We start from the raw sequence: 14,115 nt of genomic DNA, 5'->3' as shown, positions 1-14,115 counted from the left end.
TGCTGACTGGGCTGCGCTTAGACGTCGAGCAGATGGCGATAGAGTTCATGATCCACAGGTCGGTCAAGACCGAGGTTGGTGATGGTGACAGGTACTCGGCCTTTGCCGTCCGGCCCTGGTTTCTCCGCGGTCTGCGATGGCCCTATCTCGGTGACATGGCCCAAATAGTAGTAGCGACGGTCTGCCGCCTCCTGTCGACGCATGACAAAAAGCGGAATGAAGTGATTCTCCTGCCAGCCCGGCTGTCCCAGACCCTGACGCATCCACTGGAATTCTCTGGATTCAGGTCTTCTGTGATTCTTGCTGAACCAGCGTAAAATTTGATCGCTCAGGAACTGATCCTGGTACTGGCTGTTGGCGTACTTGATGAAGATGGGCATGGTGCCTGTAGTACGATCCACCATGTATCCCCCGATGCTCTGGCCATTGACCTCGTGATCCCAGCCCAGCAGGCGCACGACTTCGGCCATAGTGTATTGCCTTCCCCTAAGGAATCCGTGCCCAGACTGCAGGTCCTGGGCGGAGGCATCTCTGAGCGCATCCTGGCAGTTGAGCAGGCCGGTTTTCAGAGTATCCACGAAAAAGTTACGGAAGGTGCTGTGCTCCTCGATCAGCCCGGCGAAGGTCGGGTTGAGTCGGATGGATCCGTTCTCCATCTGGTTGATTAGTGGAAGACCGCCGAACCGGCGGGCTTGGGTCGGTGTGAAGTAACTGCCGTCCAGGACGCGCAGAGCCGATGCGATCTGGGTGGGATTCCGATAGGACTGCGGAAATCGTTCATTCAGGGCAGCCTTTAGCCTTCCAACGTCGGTCGGTGTGTTTGCATGCTCGCTCCTGGACAGTTGGCACAGTTGCTCGAGGATGACAAGCTCCTGAGGCCTTAAACCAGGTAGCAGGACTTCGGTGGCCAATTTAAGAATGCCTGTTTCGGTTGTGCTGACAGGATCAGGCGGAGTGCCATCCTTGCCCAGGTTGCGCTCGCGAGAACGTACGAAAGAGTGATAATCACCCAATTTGGCGGCCATGGTACGCGTGAGCGATGGATCATGAGCATGGACGTCAGTGAGCATAGGGATACGTCCTAGTTCGAACCTTAACTGGCGATATGCTTCGGTCAACTTTTTCATAGCCGACCAATCTGCTGTGTCCAGAGATCGCAGGATACGTGTCCGTGCGATGGGGTCGAAGCTGATGGATGACAGGCCTATGGTATGGCGTTGCAAGTTGCGACGGGCCATGTCGCGATCGCCTGTATTCCCGTACAGGGCCACGGGGATCAGATAGTTGTTTGCATAGTTGCCGATGAAGTCTATGACAATGACGCTCTCTTTATGATCGTAAAGCCGCAGTCCTCTTCCCAGCTGTTGAGTGAAGACTATGCTGGACTGAGTGTTGCGGAGCATAACTATTTGGTTGAGCGCCGGAATATCGATGCCTTCGTTGAACAGATCAACGGTGAAAATGTAGTCCAGGTCGCCGTTTTCCAAGTCCTGGATAGCTTTTTCGCGTTGCGGAACCGGGGTATCCCCGGTGACTGCCTGGGTGCGATAGTTTCGCTCGGCCTGCTGATTGGTCTCACTGTTGAACAGCTTTGACAGTTGTTGAGCCTCTTCGCGTCTGCTACAGAAGACGAGGCCGGTGATCTGCTGATGGTAGGGGCTGAACTGCTGCAGCACATCGATAATGTATCTGACCCTGTCGGGGGTGGCCAGCTGCCCTATTTCATATGTCAACTGGCCGCGGTCTCGGCTGTGGCTATCATCATTGACGGTGATGCTAGGCCGGTCATTGCTGCTAGCGGGATCGGACCCCAGATATTCGGCCACACCGTAATAGTGGAATGGACAGAGCATACCCTCGTCCAATGCTTTCTGCAGTCGTATTTCGTAGGCTACGTTGTATCCGAAGAGTTCGAAAATGTTGAAACCGTCGGTGCGCTCAGGTGTAGCCGTCATGCCTAGAATGAAGTTTGCTGCGGAGAAGTGGTCGATGATTGCTTGATAGCTTTTAGCTCCGGCATGGTGGACCTCATCGATAAGGATATAGTCAAAGGCGTCAGATGAGAACTTTTTCAGAATATCAGGACGACTCATGGTCTGCACCGTTGCAAATAGGTAGCGTCTGTCCTTCTTTTCGTCCTTCTTCCTGTCGCTGCCGGTATATAGACCGGTTTCCTCCTTGGAGCAACCCAGAATTTCCTGATAAGAAGACTGTGCCTTCTCCAATATCTGCTCCTGCTGAGCCAGGTAGAGCATCCTGGCCGGACCGACCTGCTTGACATCCAGGGCCGATAGGTAGGTTTTGCCTGTTCCTGTAGCTGAGATAATGATAGCCCGGTGCTCGCCCCGAGCCCTCAGTTCTCTCAGGTTCTTCAGAGCCTCTCGTTGCATGGAATTGGGGCGTATGTGCCTGTGCTGGCGTGCGGTCTCGAGTTGTTTTCTGGGTGGGGCGTAGCGGCGAAAGTCCTCCTCATACTGCTCGATCCAGTCTTTTGTCAGAGGCTGAGATTCAGCCACTTGTCGATTAATTTCATGGCTGATTTGGTCGATCAGCGTTCCCCTGTCCAGAGAGGACAAGCGTAGGTTCCACTCACGTTGATTCGTCAGGGCCCGTTGGGTGAGATTGGAGCTACCAATATAGAGGTCATAGTATGGTTTGCCATTTTTTAGGCGCTTGGCGAAAATATAGCCTTTGGGGTGGAAAGGTTGGCCCCCTGATGTGACTTGGTCAGTTGAATCCTCTAACTCTGATTCCTGCTCGCCTTGCCAGACTCTTACATCGGCTCCGGTAACGTCCTTGAGTTTGAGCAGCTCCCAGAAGGCTCTTGGAGGATTGAAATAGTTTTTAGTAGAGGTGATGATCCGTCCAGGTCGGCTGCCAGGTCTGGCTTTCTGGTTTTTGAACTCTTGGAATAGAGAAAGCAGGGTCTCGGCGGATACGAAGGCGACCGAGATGTCGAAGGTCTCGCTTTCCTGGAGTTCTTGGCAAAGCGCGTCCTGCATATTATCACCAGGTTGGTTGGTGATCAGCCGGGGTGTGAAGTCTTGGGTTCCAGAAGATATCTCATGAGTCGGATCGTTGCCGATAAGGCCTGTAACCACGCCTTCTAATATCGATGTTGAATCAGGATCTATTTGCAGATGAATGTCGGCATTCAAATTAGAATCCATATTTTCCTCGATTCCTTTGCAGGTTTCAGTTTCTCCGGTTTGACAGACTCGACGAATTGGATCTTCGGGCGTTCATTGATGATCATGGTGGGGATTCGCAAAGCACTGATCCATGGCCGTAAGGATGGCCACGGCCGGCCTGTCGGCTGGAGCCCAGTTCAAAGATGGAAGATTTTTTGGAGCCAGCCAGCGAAGAGCTCGGTGTTCGCTGCGTTGCGGCCGTCCTTGGATAAGGCGGCAAAGTTGAATACAGAGGGCGATGCGGCCGAACAGATAGGTGTACATGGTCGTGCAAACTGGTTCCAATACCTGAACCGTGCAATCAAGTTCCTCGAAAATCTCACGACGCAGGGCTTCCGAGGGTGATTCGCCGAGCTTGATCTTTCCTCCAGGAAATTCCCAACAACCTTCGAGGGTACGGCCTGGTCCACGTTGAGCGCATAGGATCAGCCCGTTTTCAAGAATGGCTCCGCCTGCTACGTTTGTTGTCTTTGTCCGATTGGTCCGCATCGTGGTCATGAGTGCTCAATCGCCTTTCCGCCTTTGGGCGCCAGGTCCAGGATACAACTAGTTGACTTCTAATAAGTGTTCAAAAGCCAAGGTCTATGACTGTGGAGAGTATAGGGATCACCCGTCAGCTGTGTAAGGGGGCAATGCAACGAAGGCAGGGCGGCGAAATGGTTGTGGGGCCGATTGTTGCAGGGCTCGGTCAGGCGGTTTGAGTGGCCGACTTTCGCGTACCTTTCAGGGGGATAATGCCCAGGAACAAGGCCGCAACCATAATCAGGATGCTCAGACCGAACATGATGATGTAGCCGTGGGGTTGGTCAGCGATGGCGCCCCAAAAGAGAGCGGCGAAGGCCGAGGCCAGGGACCCCACCATCTGGATCCGGGCATATATGTTGGTGTAGTCACGCGAGCCGAAGACCGCAGTGACCAGGATTGGCGTCTGCACTGTAGTGCAGGCGTAGACCAGGCCGAAGGCGAAGGCCCCCAGCAGGAGGAGTGCGGGCAATCCGGGGAAGGCGACCATGAGGCAGACGCCGAGGATGCCGCCGCCGATGCCGAGGCATAGCCCGCCCACGATGCTCCCGTCGTTGACCATGCCCAGGATGACCTTGCCGATAGCCTGGCCGGCCATGCAGGAGGACGCTATCAGGCCCGTGTATGCTGCCATGGATGGCAGGGATGCCGCATAGGATGGCAGGAATTGGTAGATGGTCTGATTCATGGTTATCAGGCCGCAGAAGAGCGCCAGCGCCCAGAAAGCGGGGGAGCGCAAGGCCTGGGAAGCGGTCATGCCCACAGTCGAAGCGGCAAGCTTTGAGTCCTTTTTGTCTTTGCTTCCAGAGTCTGCGCTGTTGGAGGCAGCCTCAGCTGCAGCAGGCTCCTGGTCCTTGGCGCCGTAGGGATGCAGACCCATCTGTTCGGGCGTGCCGCGAATGACGAAAATGGTGAAGGGCAGGGTGACCACCAGAATCAGGATGGCAAAGACCAGGTATCCCCGCCGCCATCCATCAGGGGCGGACCTGATGATCATGGTGCCTATCTGGTTGAAGATTACCCCGCCTATGCCGGTGAAGGCCATGCACAGGCCGATGAAGAATCCGACCCGTTTGCGGAACCAGGCGTTGATGAGTGTGGGTACTGACAGATAGAGGATGGGCGGCATGCCGATTCCCAGAACCACTCCGCAAAGATAGAACTGCCACATGGCGGATGATCGGGACATGCCCAGGCAGCCCAGTCCGGCCAGGATGGTGCTTGCCGTCAGGACGATGCGCAGATCGTAGCGGTGCATCAGCCATCCGGCTACGGGCAGGAAGATGACCATGGTGATGCTGAATATGCTGAAATATCCGGTGAATGCGGCCTTGGGAACATGGAAGTAGCTGCTGACAGGAGTGAAGAAGATGCCTGCACAACTGCAGACCAGCGATACCGGGATGGCCGTGAAGACGATGCCCGACAGCACGATCAGGTAGGGATAAACAGCCTGTTTTCGTGATGAGGGCTGTGTCGGTGTCGTCGACATGACTGGGGCCTTCCTCTCGCGGAATCGGGACTAGCCAATTAGTGCTTGGTTTGTATGCTCCCATTGATCTGAGGCTCGTCTGTTCTGAATGTCCACTATGGGAAATTTAAGAACTAATTGTAGTTCAATATTTGACCTTCACCTATCGTTACAATGCAGACTATGAGGTTTTTTGTCGTCGCTGTTGTTGTCTCCTACAACCGCTCCAAACTCCTTCAGGAGTGCCTGGATGGCATAAGTGGCCAGTCCCGCAAGCCTGATCGAGTCCTTGTCGTAGATAACGCAAGTGTGGACGGATCGGTGGATGTGGTCTTGTCGCACCCCTTGAAGCCTGACTTGATCCCTTTGCATCACAATATGGGCGGTGCAGGAGGATTCGTGGCTGGCATGGCAGCGGCCCTGGCGAAGATTCCTCCTCAGTCTGAAGCCTACCTGTGGCTGATGGATGACGATGTGGTGCCCCAGCCCAATGCCCTGTCCGGTTTGCTTGATGCTGCCTCCGAGGCTCGAGCCGATAACGGCTCCTGGCCGGCCGTTTTAGGCTCTGAGGCTGTGTGGGTTGACGGCAGGGTGCATGGGATGAACAAGCCCCGTCGGCGTCTGCCGATCAGAAGAGGCAGACCACAGTTGCAGGCCAGCGCCCATGCCTACCAGGTCCGTTCCTTGTCCTTTGTCTCCTGCCTGGTGAACGTCAAGGCCGTCCAAGCTGCAAGAACCCTGCCACGTGCCGCCTTTTTCCTTTGGAATGACGACTTCGAATACACTTCCAGGCTGCTGAAAACAGGCATAGGCTATTACGTTCCTGCCAGTCGGGTATGGCATAAGACCAAGGTCTTCGGCTCCAGCGATGCCGACCCGGGTTCCCGCTTCTTTTACGAGGTGCGCAACAAGATATGGATGTTCCGATTCAGCAGGGGCAATTTCACAACGATTGAATTTCTGGCACTGCTCCTTGCTACTGGCAGACGGTGGATTCTTACCCTTATCAGGGCGCATGATCGGCGACTGATCCTGCATTGCTTGTCTCGAGGATTAAAAGTCGGCTTGGCTACACGCCCTGGCAGCAACCATGATCTGTTTGCCCAGGAATCCGAGGCTCAGGCACTGATAGACCGTGTCGATCAGGGATGGCAGGCGGTAATTCGGTAGAGCTTCGCCCGACCCTGGCTGTCGACCAGTTGTAGGGCTTGCGGAACGGGGTGGAGGCCATTGAAGATCTGATGCTGGGGATCGTTGGCAACGTATGGTCCGCCCATATCCGCATACCAGTCGATGTGATGATCGGTCAGGATCCTGCACACCTGCGGGTCTGAGTCGATGTGCTCGAAGTTTGTGGCCAGATAGGCATGGTCATGGTCCCAATTCATGTTCAGATGGGCGTAGAAGGGTGTGGTGCCACCGACAGCCAGCATGTAGCCGCTGCCGTTCCATGGATCGGACAGGACTTGCTCGCTGGTCGAGACATGGCGGCCCATTCTCTTCATCAGCAGGAATTCGTCGGTTGACAGCATCGGGGCATCGGCGTCGTTGGCTGCGAAGGCATATGTTGAGCCCAAGGTCTTCTCCATGGAGTCCAACTGCGGATTCACGGCGCAGATCAGAACAGCTACCGTGGCTGCCAACATCATAATTGGCATTGATATCATTTTCTCAGCCTGAGGCGTATATCGTTTCAAGACTTCGATGCCATGCTCCAAGGCCATGCCCATGATGGGGATGGCTACTACAGGCCAAGCAGAGAACAGGCGGCGTTGATCCTTGTACCACAAGGCTGTAAGAATCTTGGCCCAATCGGCATGGGTGCCCGCACAGGCGATGAAGACCAGACCCAGCAGCAGGAAGGAGGAGACAAGGAGCATGTCCTTTCTGTTGTGGTGCAGGCAGAGCACGATCAGAGCCAGGACCAGGGTCAGAGCCAGGGGCCAGTAGACCGGCAGTCGGCGGTTGCCTGAATCGATGGGCTGCCCCAGCAGAAAGCGCACTATGGCGGCTGGCAGGTCTTCCGTGGGCTGTGCCGGGCCGCCGTTGAGATGATCCGATATTTTCCGTGCAGGGCCACGCAGGTACAGGTTGTGAAAGATTTTGAGGCCTGTAGCCAGTAGGATCAGGAATCCGGCAGCCAACAGCCCGGCGACTAGACGGAAACGGTGCTTGTTGGTTTGGGCCAGTTGCCTTCCTGACCTGATCAGCCAGATGAGAATCACTGGCAGTACAAGAAGAGCGCCGGTCATCATGACCCTGAAATGGCAGAAGGAAACGGCAACGACGCTGAGAAAAATCCAGGCAAGGCCGGCTAGGGATCGGCGGCCTTCCCGCCACCCGTCTGTACACCAAGCCCAGGTAAGCGCGACGAAAACAGGCAGTATGACCTGACCGGCGAACATGGAATACAAGGTGCCCCAATCCAGCAAGAGGAAGGGGAAACCCGCGCAGCATGAGGCGAGTACCGGTGTGAGCAGATCGCTCCAGGCATGTCTGCCCAGCAGGATTCTGATCAGGAAGAGCATGGAAATCGGCCATATCAGAGCAGCAAAGACCAGCCAAGTGCAGGTGACGGCGCTGACTGCGGTGGCAGGTCTGTAGGCCATCGCGCCCATGGCAGCGAACTGCTGAAATGCGATTGGGTATATTTCCCTGATGGGCGGAAGAGCATGCAGTGATGAAGCCTGGCCAGTGAGCACAATTCGTGCCACTACGTTGTAGTGGAAGACCGAGTCGTAATTCTGCGTGACCTGATCCGGCGAAGGCGCAGCTTGCATCAGTCTGATGCCGATGTTGCAGGCGGCCAGTGCTGTGCCGATGACTGCCGGAAGGAAGTGTCTTAATCGAGGTTTGGTTTTTCCGCCTTCGCTTGCCAGTGCCGAGGATTCTCGGCCAGCTCCATCAGGATGACGAAAATGATTGAAGAGCTTACGTGCTAGAAGAATGACGGCAATGAGTACTATGGCCGAAAGCCCGTAGGAACGCCAGTTCCAGGATATGCCGAGCGGCTGGAAGAGCACGCCATCGATGCCGGCCAGTGCAATGGAGGCCACAGGGCCAAGCGCCGCTAAGAAGATGGGTTTGCGGCTACCCAGTGCTGCCACCAACAGGCCGCCGGGCAGATACAGGGCTGCGATGATGAACAGCAGCAGTGGCCAGGATTGTTGCCAGGTCATCAGGGTTGATTGCATGATTCACTTCTTTCGGCTGTCATTCACCGACTTCCCATGGAACCGGTTGAGCAGGGTGGTCATGATGGCATACAGACAGCTGCGTACCTGGTCGGGCAACAGACGGTAGCAGGCGCGGATGAGGATGTTTCTGACGTATTGTATGGGGCTGATGAAGCCGTCATGCAGAAATTCGTTTTGCAGGCGCAGCTCGTCACGAAACATGCGCATGCCGCCTCTGCGGTGATACATAGACCTATCGGATCGATAGAGGACCAGAGGTTCCTTGATGTTGCCAATATGCTCGCTGGCGACCAGCATGGTTTCCCAAAGACGGTAATCTTCAAAGCGCCCGGCATTCTCTGGGTAACCGCCCACCCTGCACACGCTGGTCTTGCGAAAGGCCACACTGGGGTGGTGCAGCGGAGAATGCAGGGTGGCATATGTCCGAAGTTCGGATCCTCCGCTTGGCAGATAGCGGATCCGGCCGGGAGTGTGCTCGTCATTTGAAAACTCCTGGATGGCGCTCCCCAAGGCGTCTAAACCCGATGAGGCCAGCAAGGGGATGAGAACGTTGAATCTCGATGGGCGCGATATGTCGTCGCTGTCCGCTCTGGCCACCAGTTCGTATTTGCAGGACTTCAACCCGAGATTCAATGCATGGGCAAGGCCTCTGTTGGTTGGCAGCCGCACGATTGTGAACTCGGGCGTTTCCTTGGCCCTGTCGGTCTGGAGCAGCTGCCTCTTCAACTCGGCTGGATATCCATCAATCAGCTGGGCCAGTTCTCTGCCCAATGGACCGTCGCACACAATGACGACCTGATTGGGCATGAGGGTTTGTTCAATGGTGTCGGATTTCAATGCGCGGGCAACGAAGGAGGGTGTGTCCCCGGCATAGACAGCCATCAGGAGGGAAAACGGAGTATGGCTCTGATTCCTTGCGCTCATGGCAGTGCAGCCGCCTTTCTTCGTGGATTACTGCGTCGATTCTACATGTGCCCGGCCAGCGCAGTCCTGACTGACCTGCCCTTCTCAATAGATTCAGTCCCATGCCACGCATTTGATCACGATTGTTGGTTTGGGCTTGGCTGTAGCAGGATTTGCACTTCCAGCGACTCGAGGTTGTACCATCAGGCCGATTGAAGATCAAGGAAAGGTGGGACTTGTTATGACTGTTGCTGATAAGACAGTGCTGATCACCGGAGCTTCGTCCGGCATAGGGGAGGCCACGGCGAGGCTGTTGGCACAGCGAGGGGCCAAGGTGGTGCTGGGCGCTCGCCGCAAGGATCGGCTGGATAAAATCGTCGACGACATCGTTCAGGCGGGTGGTCAGGCGGCCTCCATGGCTCTGGATGTGACCGATCGCCAGGCCAATGAGGACTTCGTGGCTTTCGCTAAGAAGCAGTTCGGCGGGGTGGACGTGGTATTCCTCAACGCCGGGCTCATGCCTAACTCGCCCCTGTCGGCCCTGCATGTGGACGAGTGGGACCGCACCATTGACGTCAACCTCAAAGGTGCACTGTACGGCATTGCTGCGGCCCTGCCGGAGTTCATCGGGCAGCGTCACGGGCAGTTCATCGCTACCTCTTCGGTGGCTGGGCTCAAGGCCTACCCGGAAGGAGCGGTCTATGGGGCAACCAAGTGGGGTCTGCGCGATCTGATGGAGGTGCTCAGGATGGAGTCCGCCCAAGAGGGGACCCATATTCGTACCTCTACCATTTACCCGGCGGCCATTCGGACTGAGTTGCTGGATACCATAACGGACAAGCAGACCCTGGCCGATATGAACAAGACCTACGACAGCTACCAGATTGATCCAGAACGGGTGGCCCAGGTGGTGGCCTTCGCTATCGATCAGCCTGAGGATACCAATGTATCGGAGTTTACTGTAGGCCCTACCATCCAGCCCTGGTGAATTCCTCTGTCGCTGCCCCTAGTCGCTGCTGGAGGAAAGCAGACGAATGCCGGCTTGGGCCATGGCCTTTCGAGCCTCAATGCCCTGATCCTCGCTGACCGGTACGGTCAGATCCTCGAAGACCGTGACCTGGTAGCCAAGTTTTATAGCATCCAAGGCCGTCTCCTTGACGCAATGGGATTCGGCGATGCCTACTACATCCACTTGGTCGACGCCAGCTTGTGCCAGGGCATCGGCCAAGGTGACTCCAGATGCTTTGGCCGCAGCGAATTCCTCCCTGCTCTGGATTTTATCGGTGTTGTCTTCGATGCCTTCGAATCCAGAGTAGGCGGCTGAATACTGACCCTTTTTGAAGTGATTGGTGATGCCCAGCTGCCGAATCCTGGGATGCAGTTCCGCCCCGGGTGAGCCCGCCACGCCGTGCTTGGGCCAGGTGTCCACAAAATCCGGGTGATCGGACCAATGAGTTCCAGGCTCGATGTGCCAATCCTGAGTGGTGGCCATGTAGGTGTAGTCCCCGGCATGATCGTGGACATAGTCGGCGATTTTGCCAGCCGTGGCGTTACCTCCCTCGACTCCCAGTTCACCTCCTTCGCAGAAGGTCGGTTGAACATCCACGACGATCAAAGCCTTGGACATGGTGATCGCTCCCTTGGTCGATGCTGACGGTAGACAGAGGAAATACTGGTTGAAGTTCGGCGAGCATTCTTCTTATGCATCAGTCTAATTCCAGCGGAGCCGCCGGTTCTTCGGCTTCTGCCCATGTGGATAAATATGCCTGGGAATCTGCATCGTGTGCACAATGTGACCAGCCAGGTAACAAAGGGGATTGAATGTGGCCGCTTGTGGTTGTACCCATGCGGATTTCCAGGGGGTTTGCTTGGTATCCTAAGTGCCAGGATTATGCGCAGTTATAGCAGGTGCTTCTTTTCGGCCTGTCTCTTTATTGCCAAGCCGGAGCCAAGCATCATCCCAAGGAAGGAGATGCGGATATGAGGATCAATGAATTCGGACAGTCTATCGGAGATGTGGTCTCGTTCGCGGGGGCTATGATGCCGGAACCTGCCGAGTTGATAGGTAGGACGGTTCTGGTGGCGCCCTTGGATGCGAACCAAGGCAATGCCTTCTACGAGCGGATTTTTGGCCCGGATTGCGACGAATCCATCATGACCTATAGCACCCACGATCTCTACCCTGATAGACCAGCATTCGACTCAGACTTTGCATCGATGATTGCAAGCCGGGATCCTCTCTTCTTTGCTATTCTGCGTAAGCCGTCCGCATCCCATCTTGGTGTTGGACAGCTTGCGGGCGGGGAGGATCCGGATTTACGGGAGCTGGTGAAGCTTGATCATTCGCCAGATCTGTTGGGCATGTATGCCTTGATGCGGATTCGGGCGGATATGGGAAGCGTCGAGATGGGCCATGTCATCTATACCAGAGAGTTGCAGAGAAGCAGACAGGCAACTGAAGCCCAGTATCTGATGGCTCGGCATGTCTTCGAGGACTTGGGCTATCGCCGATACGAGTGGAAGTGCGACAGTCTCAACGCGCCCTCCCGGGCGGCTGCGCTGAGGCTGGGATTCAAGGCTGAAGGCCGGTTCAGAAACGACATGGTCTACAAGGGCCGAACTCGGGATACGGATTGGTTTTCCGTAACAGATAGTGAATGGCCGGCCGTGAAAGAGCGGCTGGAGACCTGGCTTGATGATGACAATTTCGATCAGAATGGCAGGCAGAAGCGCCGTCTGCAAGATTGCTGAACTCTTGTTGATCTGAATGCAGCCGCTTATGGTCGCACCGCTGCATCCTTGATAAAGCTGAAATAGGCATTCATGGCTCGGGCTGTGGGAGTGTCTTTGCGGCGCATCAGTGCAAGCGGGGCTCCTTCGAACAGCACCTTGCCGCCCGAGCTTCCGGCTCCTGGGCCCATATCGATCACCCAGTCGGCCTGACCGATGAAGCGCAGGTTATGTTCTATGGCGATGATAGTGAGTCCTTTGCTTGCGATGAGTTTGCGCAAGAGCGCAATCTGCTGCAAGATATTGGATTCGTGCAGGCCACTGGTGGGCTCATCCAAAATCAAGGTCTCACGAATTCCGTCTTTGAGCAGCTTGGCCAGTTTGAGGCGTTGCAACTCACCGCCTGAGAGCGTATCGAGAGCTTGCCAAATGGATAGGTAAGACAGCCCGACGTCCTCCAGTGTCTTCATGGCTGGCCCCAGCACTTCACGATATTGGTGCATAGCTTCGCTGGCAGTCAGTTTCAGCACCTGAGCGATGCTGAAACCGCGATATCTGGCAGACAGAGCCTGCGTTGAATACCTGGTTCCATGGCAGCTTTCGCAGACAGTGCTGGTATCCCCCATATAAGCAATATCCAGGGTGACGACTCCCTTGCCCTTGCAAACCGGACAGGCTCCAGCAGCGTTGAATGAAAAGAGTGAAGGGGATTCGCCTGTGGCCTTGGCGAAGGTCTTACGCAGCGGGTCGAAGACGCCCAAGTAGGTCAACAGGTTGGAGCTTCTACTGGCCTTGATCGGCTTCTGATCCAGGAGTATGGCATTGTGCTGAGCCATGAAGCCTTCCCTGATCAGCGTGCTCTTACCTGAGCCGGCCACTCCGGTCACCACAGTCAGCATATACCTGGGTATTTTGGCGCGGGCTTCTCTGACGTTATGGGCAGTGACCTTGTCTATTGTGTAAAAGCCATGTGAAGGCGCCGCTGGTTCGCTCACTACGCCTGGATCCGACAGGGCTCTGCCAGTGGTTGTGCCGCTTTCCAGCAGAGACTGGTAGTCCCCCTCGAAGACGATGCGTCCGCCTTCTCTGCCTGCTCCTGGCCCCATGTCGACGATATGATCGGCGATGGCGATGAGCTCGGGGTCATGGTCCACGATCGCCACCGTATTGCCCTTGTTCCGCAAGCCCTTGAAGATTTTCTTGATCCCAGTCAGGTCATGGGGATGCAAGCCAACGCTCGGTTCGTCAAAGATGTAGAGAACATCATTCAAAGGGCTGTTCAGGCAGTTGGCGATTTTCAGACGCTGTCCCTCTCCTCCGGAAAGCGTAGAGGTGCCACGCTCCAAACTCAAGTAGCCCAGACCAACCGTTATCAGGTTGACTATCTTGCGCTTCAGGTCCTGCAGAATGGTGTCAGCCTGATCGTCATGAATTTTTCCCATCCAGTCCTGCAGGTCAGCCACGCTCATGGCGGAGCAGTCAGCTATGTTCAGTCCGCCGATCTTGGCTGAGCGGACCTTGGCGTTGACCCTGGCCCCTTGGCAGTCAGGACACTGGGCGATTCGTGTAACCTGCTCGAGCTCATGCCGGTATTTGTCGGTGTTTTGGTTGATAAAGGTCTTGGTGATTCGGGGCACCAATTCCTCAAACATGGCCGTTTTGTGCCAGTTGGGACTAGAGTCTGCCGGTCTTTGCTTCTTCCCGTAGAGCAGGAGGTCAAGATCACTGCTGGTCCACTCACGTAAGGGCAGATCGTTGTCAAAATAGCCTGAGTCCGTATACCTGGTCAGTCTCCAGCCGCCCGGCTGGAAGGTGGGAAGGTTGATGGCGCCCTGATTCAGCGAGAGATCCACGTTGAGCAGGCGATCAAGCACTAGGCTGCGTATAGTTCCCAGGCCCTGGCAGGTCGGGCACATTCCCGCAGGATTGTTGAAGGAGTACGTCATGGAGTACCCGATGAATGGCTGGGCCATACGGGAGAATAGCAGGCGCAGGGCAGTGTAGATATCAGTGTAGGTGCCTACGGTTGAGCGAGCATTGCCCGAGAGCTGCTTTTGGGTTACGACAATGGAGAAGGGCAGGTTGTCGATTCGGGCGACTT

10 protein-coding genes are annotated in these 14,115 nt (G+C 55.7%); 3 read left to right on the top strand and 7 right to left on the bottom strand.

Features of this window, described 5'->3' with window-relative positions; all coding sequences use genetic code 11:
• Window positions 1-17: 17 nt before the first annotated feature.
• The 3 genes from H3U89_RS02470 to H3U89_RS02460 form a co-directional block, all read right to left on the bottom strand.
• On the bottom strand, window positions 18-3,170 hold the full coding sequence (locus H3U89_RS02470; protein WP_198178622.1) for a DUF3427 domain-containing protein: 3,153 nt from the start codon (window positions 3,168-3,170) through the stop codon (window positions 18-20).
• Between the two features lie 72 nt (window positions 3,171-3,242).
• A complete protein-coding gene (locus H3U89_RS02465; protein ID WP_198179444.1) occupies window positions 3,243-3,680 on the bottom strand; it encodes a (deoxy)nucleoside triphosphate pyrophosphohydrolase in 438 nt (145 codons plus the stop codon).
• A gap of 199 nt (window positions 3,681-3,879) precedes the next feature.
• On the bottom strand, window positions 3,880-5,205 hold the full coding sequence (locus H3U89_RS02460) for an MFS transporter (RefSeq protein WP_198178623.1): 1,326 nt from the start codon (window positions 5,203-5,205) through the stop codon (window positions 3,880-3,882).
• A gap of 162 nt (window positions 5,206-5,367) precedes the next feature.
• Here H3U89_RS02460 and H3U89_RS02455 point away from each other — a divergent pair, with 162 nt between their 5' ends.
• Window positions 5,368-6,354 (top strand): glycosyltransferase, encoded by a 987-nt coding sequence (locus H3U89_RS02455; protein WP_232345452.1) that lies wholly within the window; start codon window positions 5,368-5,370, stop codon window positions 6,352-6,354.
• Here H3U89_RS02455 and H3U89_RS02450 read toward each other — a convergent pair.
• Together H3U89_RS02450 and H3U89_RS02445 are read right to left on the bottom strand one after the other, a co-directional pair.
• Window positions 6,327-8,363, bottom strand: coding sequence for a DUF6541 family protein (locus tag H3U89_RS02450; protein WP_198178625.1), 2,037 nt, complete (start codon window positions 8,361-8,363; stop codon window positions 6,327-6,329). The two genes, H3U89_RS02455 and H3U89_RS02450, sit on opposite strands and share 28 nt — an antisense overlap.
• Before the next feature lie 18 nt (window positions 8,364-8,381).
• Window positions 8,382-9,263, bottom strand: a complete 882-nt coding sequence (locus H3U89_RS02445) for a glycosyltransferase (protein WP_232345450.1) — start codon at window positions 9,261-9,263, stop codon at window positions 8,382-8,384.
• Window positions 9,264-9,525: 262 nt separating this feature from the next.
• Here H3U89_RS02445 and H3U89_RS02440 point away from each other — a divergent pair, with 262 nt between their 5' ends.
• Window positions 9,526-10,272, top strand: a complete 747-nt coding sequence (locus tag H3U89_RS02440; RefSeq protein WP_198178627.1) for an SDR family oxidoreductase — start codon at window positions 9,526-9,528, stop codon at window positions 10,270-10,272.
• Between the two features lie 18 nt (window positions 10,273-10,290).
• Here the strand turns inward: H3U89_RS02440 and H3U89_RS02435 are convergent, their stop codons facing one another.
• Complete coding sequence (locus H3U89_RS02435) at window positions 10,291-10,911, bottom strand: isochorismatase family protein (protein WP_198178628.1); 621 nt, start codon at window positions 10,909-10,911, stop codon at window positions 10,291-10,293.
• A 353-nt stretch (window positions 10,912-11,264) separates the two neighbouring features.
• Between H3U89_RS02435 and H3U89_RS02430 the strand changes: the two genes are divergently transcribed.
• The gene (locus H3U89_RS02430) at window positions 11,265-12,035 is read left to right on the top strand and encodes a GNAT family N-acetyltransferase (protein WP_232345449.1); all 771 of its coding nucleotides are present in this window, start codon (window positions 11,265-11,267) and stop codon (window positions 12,033-12,035) included.
• A 26-nt stretch (window positions 12,036-12,061) separates the two neighbouring features.
• Here the strand turns inward: H3U89_RS02430 and H3U89_RS02425 are convergent, their stop codons facing one another.
• Window positions 12,062-13,483 (bottom strand): ATP-binding cassette domain-containing protein, encoded by a 1,422-nt coding sequence (locus tag H3U89_RS02425; RefSeq protein ID WP_198178629.1) that lies wholly within the window; start codon window positions 13,481-13,483, stop codon window positions 12,062-12,064.
• Between the last annotated feature and the right edge of the window lie 632 nt (window positions 13,484-14,115).

It is taken from the genome of Bifidobacterium sp. W8104 (genome assembly GCF_016100735.1).
GTDB lineage: Bacteria > Actinomycetota > Actinomycetes > Actinomycetales > Bifidobacteriaceae > Bombiscardovia > Bombiscardovia choladohabitans.
The sequence above is the reverse complement of the archived record's forward strand: the minus strand, read 5'-3'. Positions and strand labels throughout refer to the sequence as shown.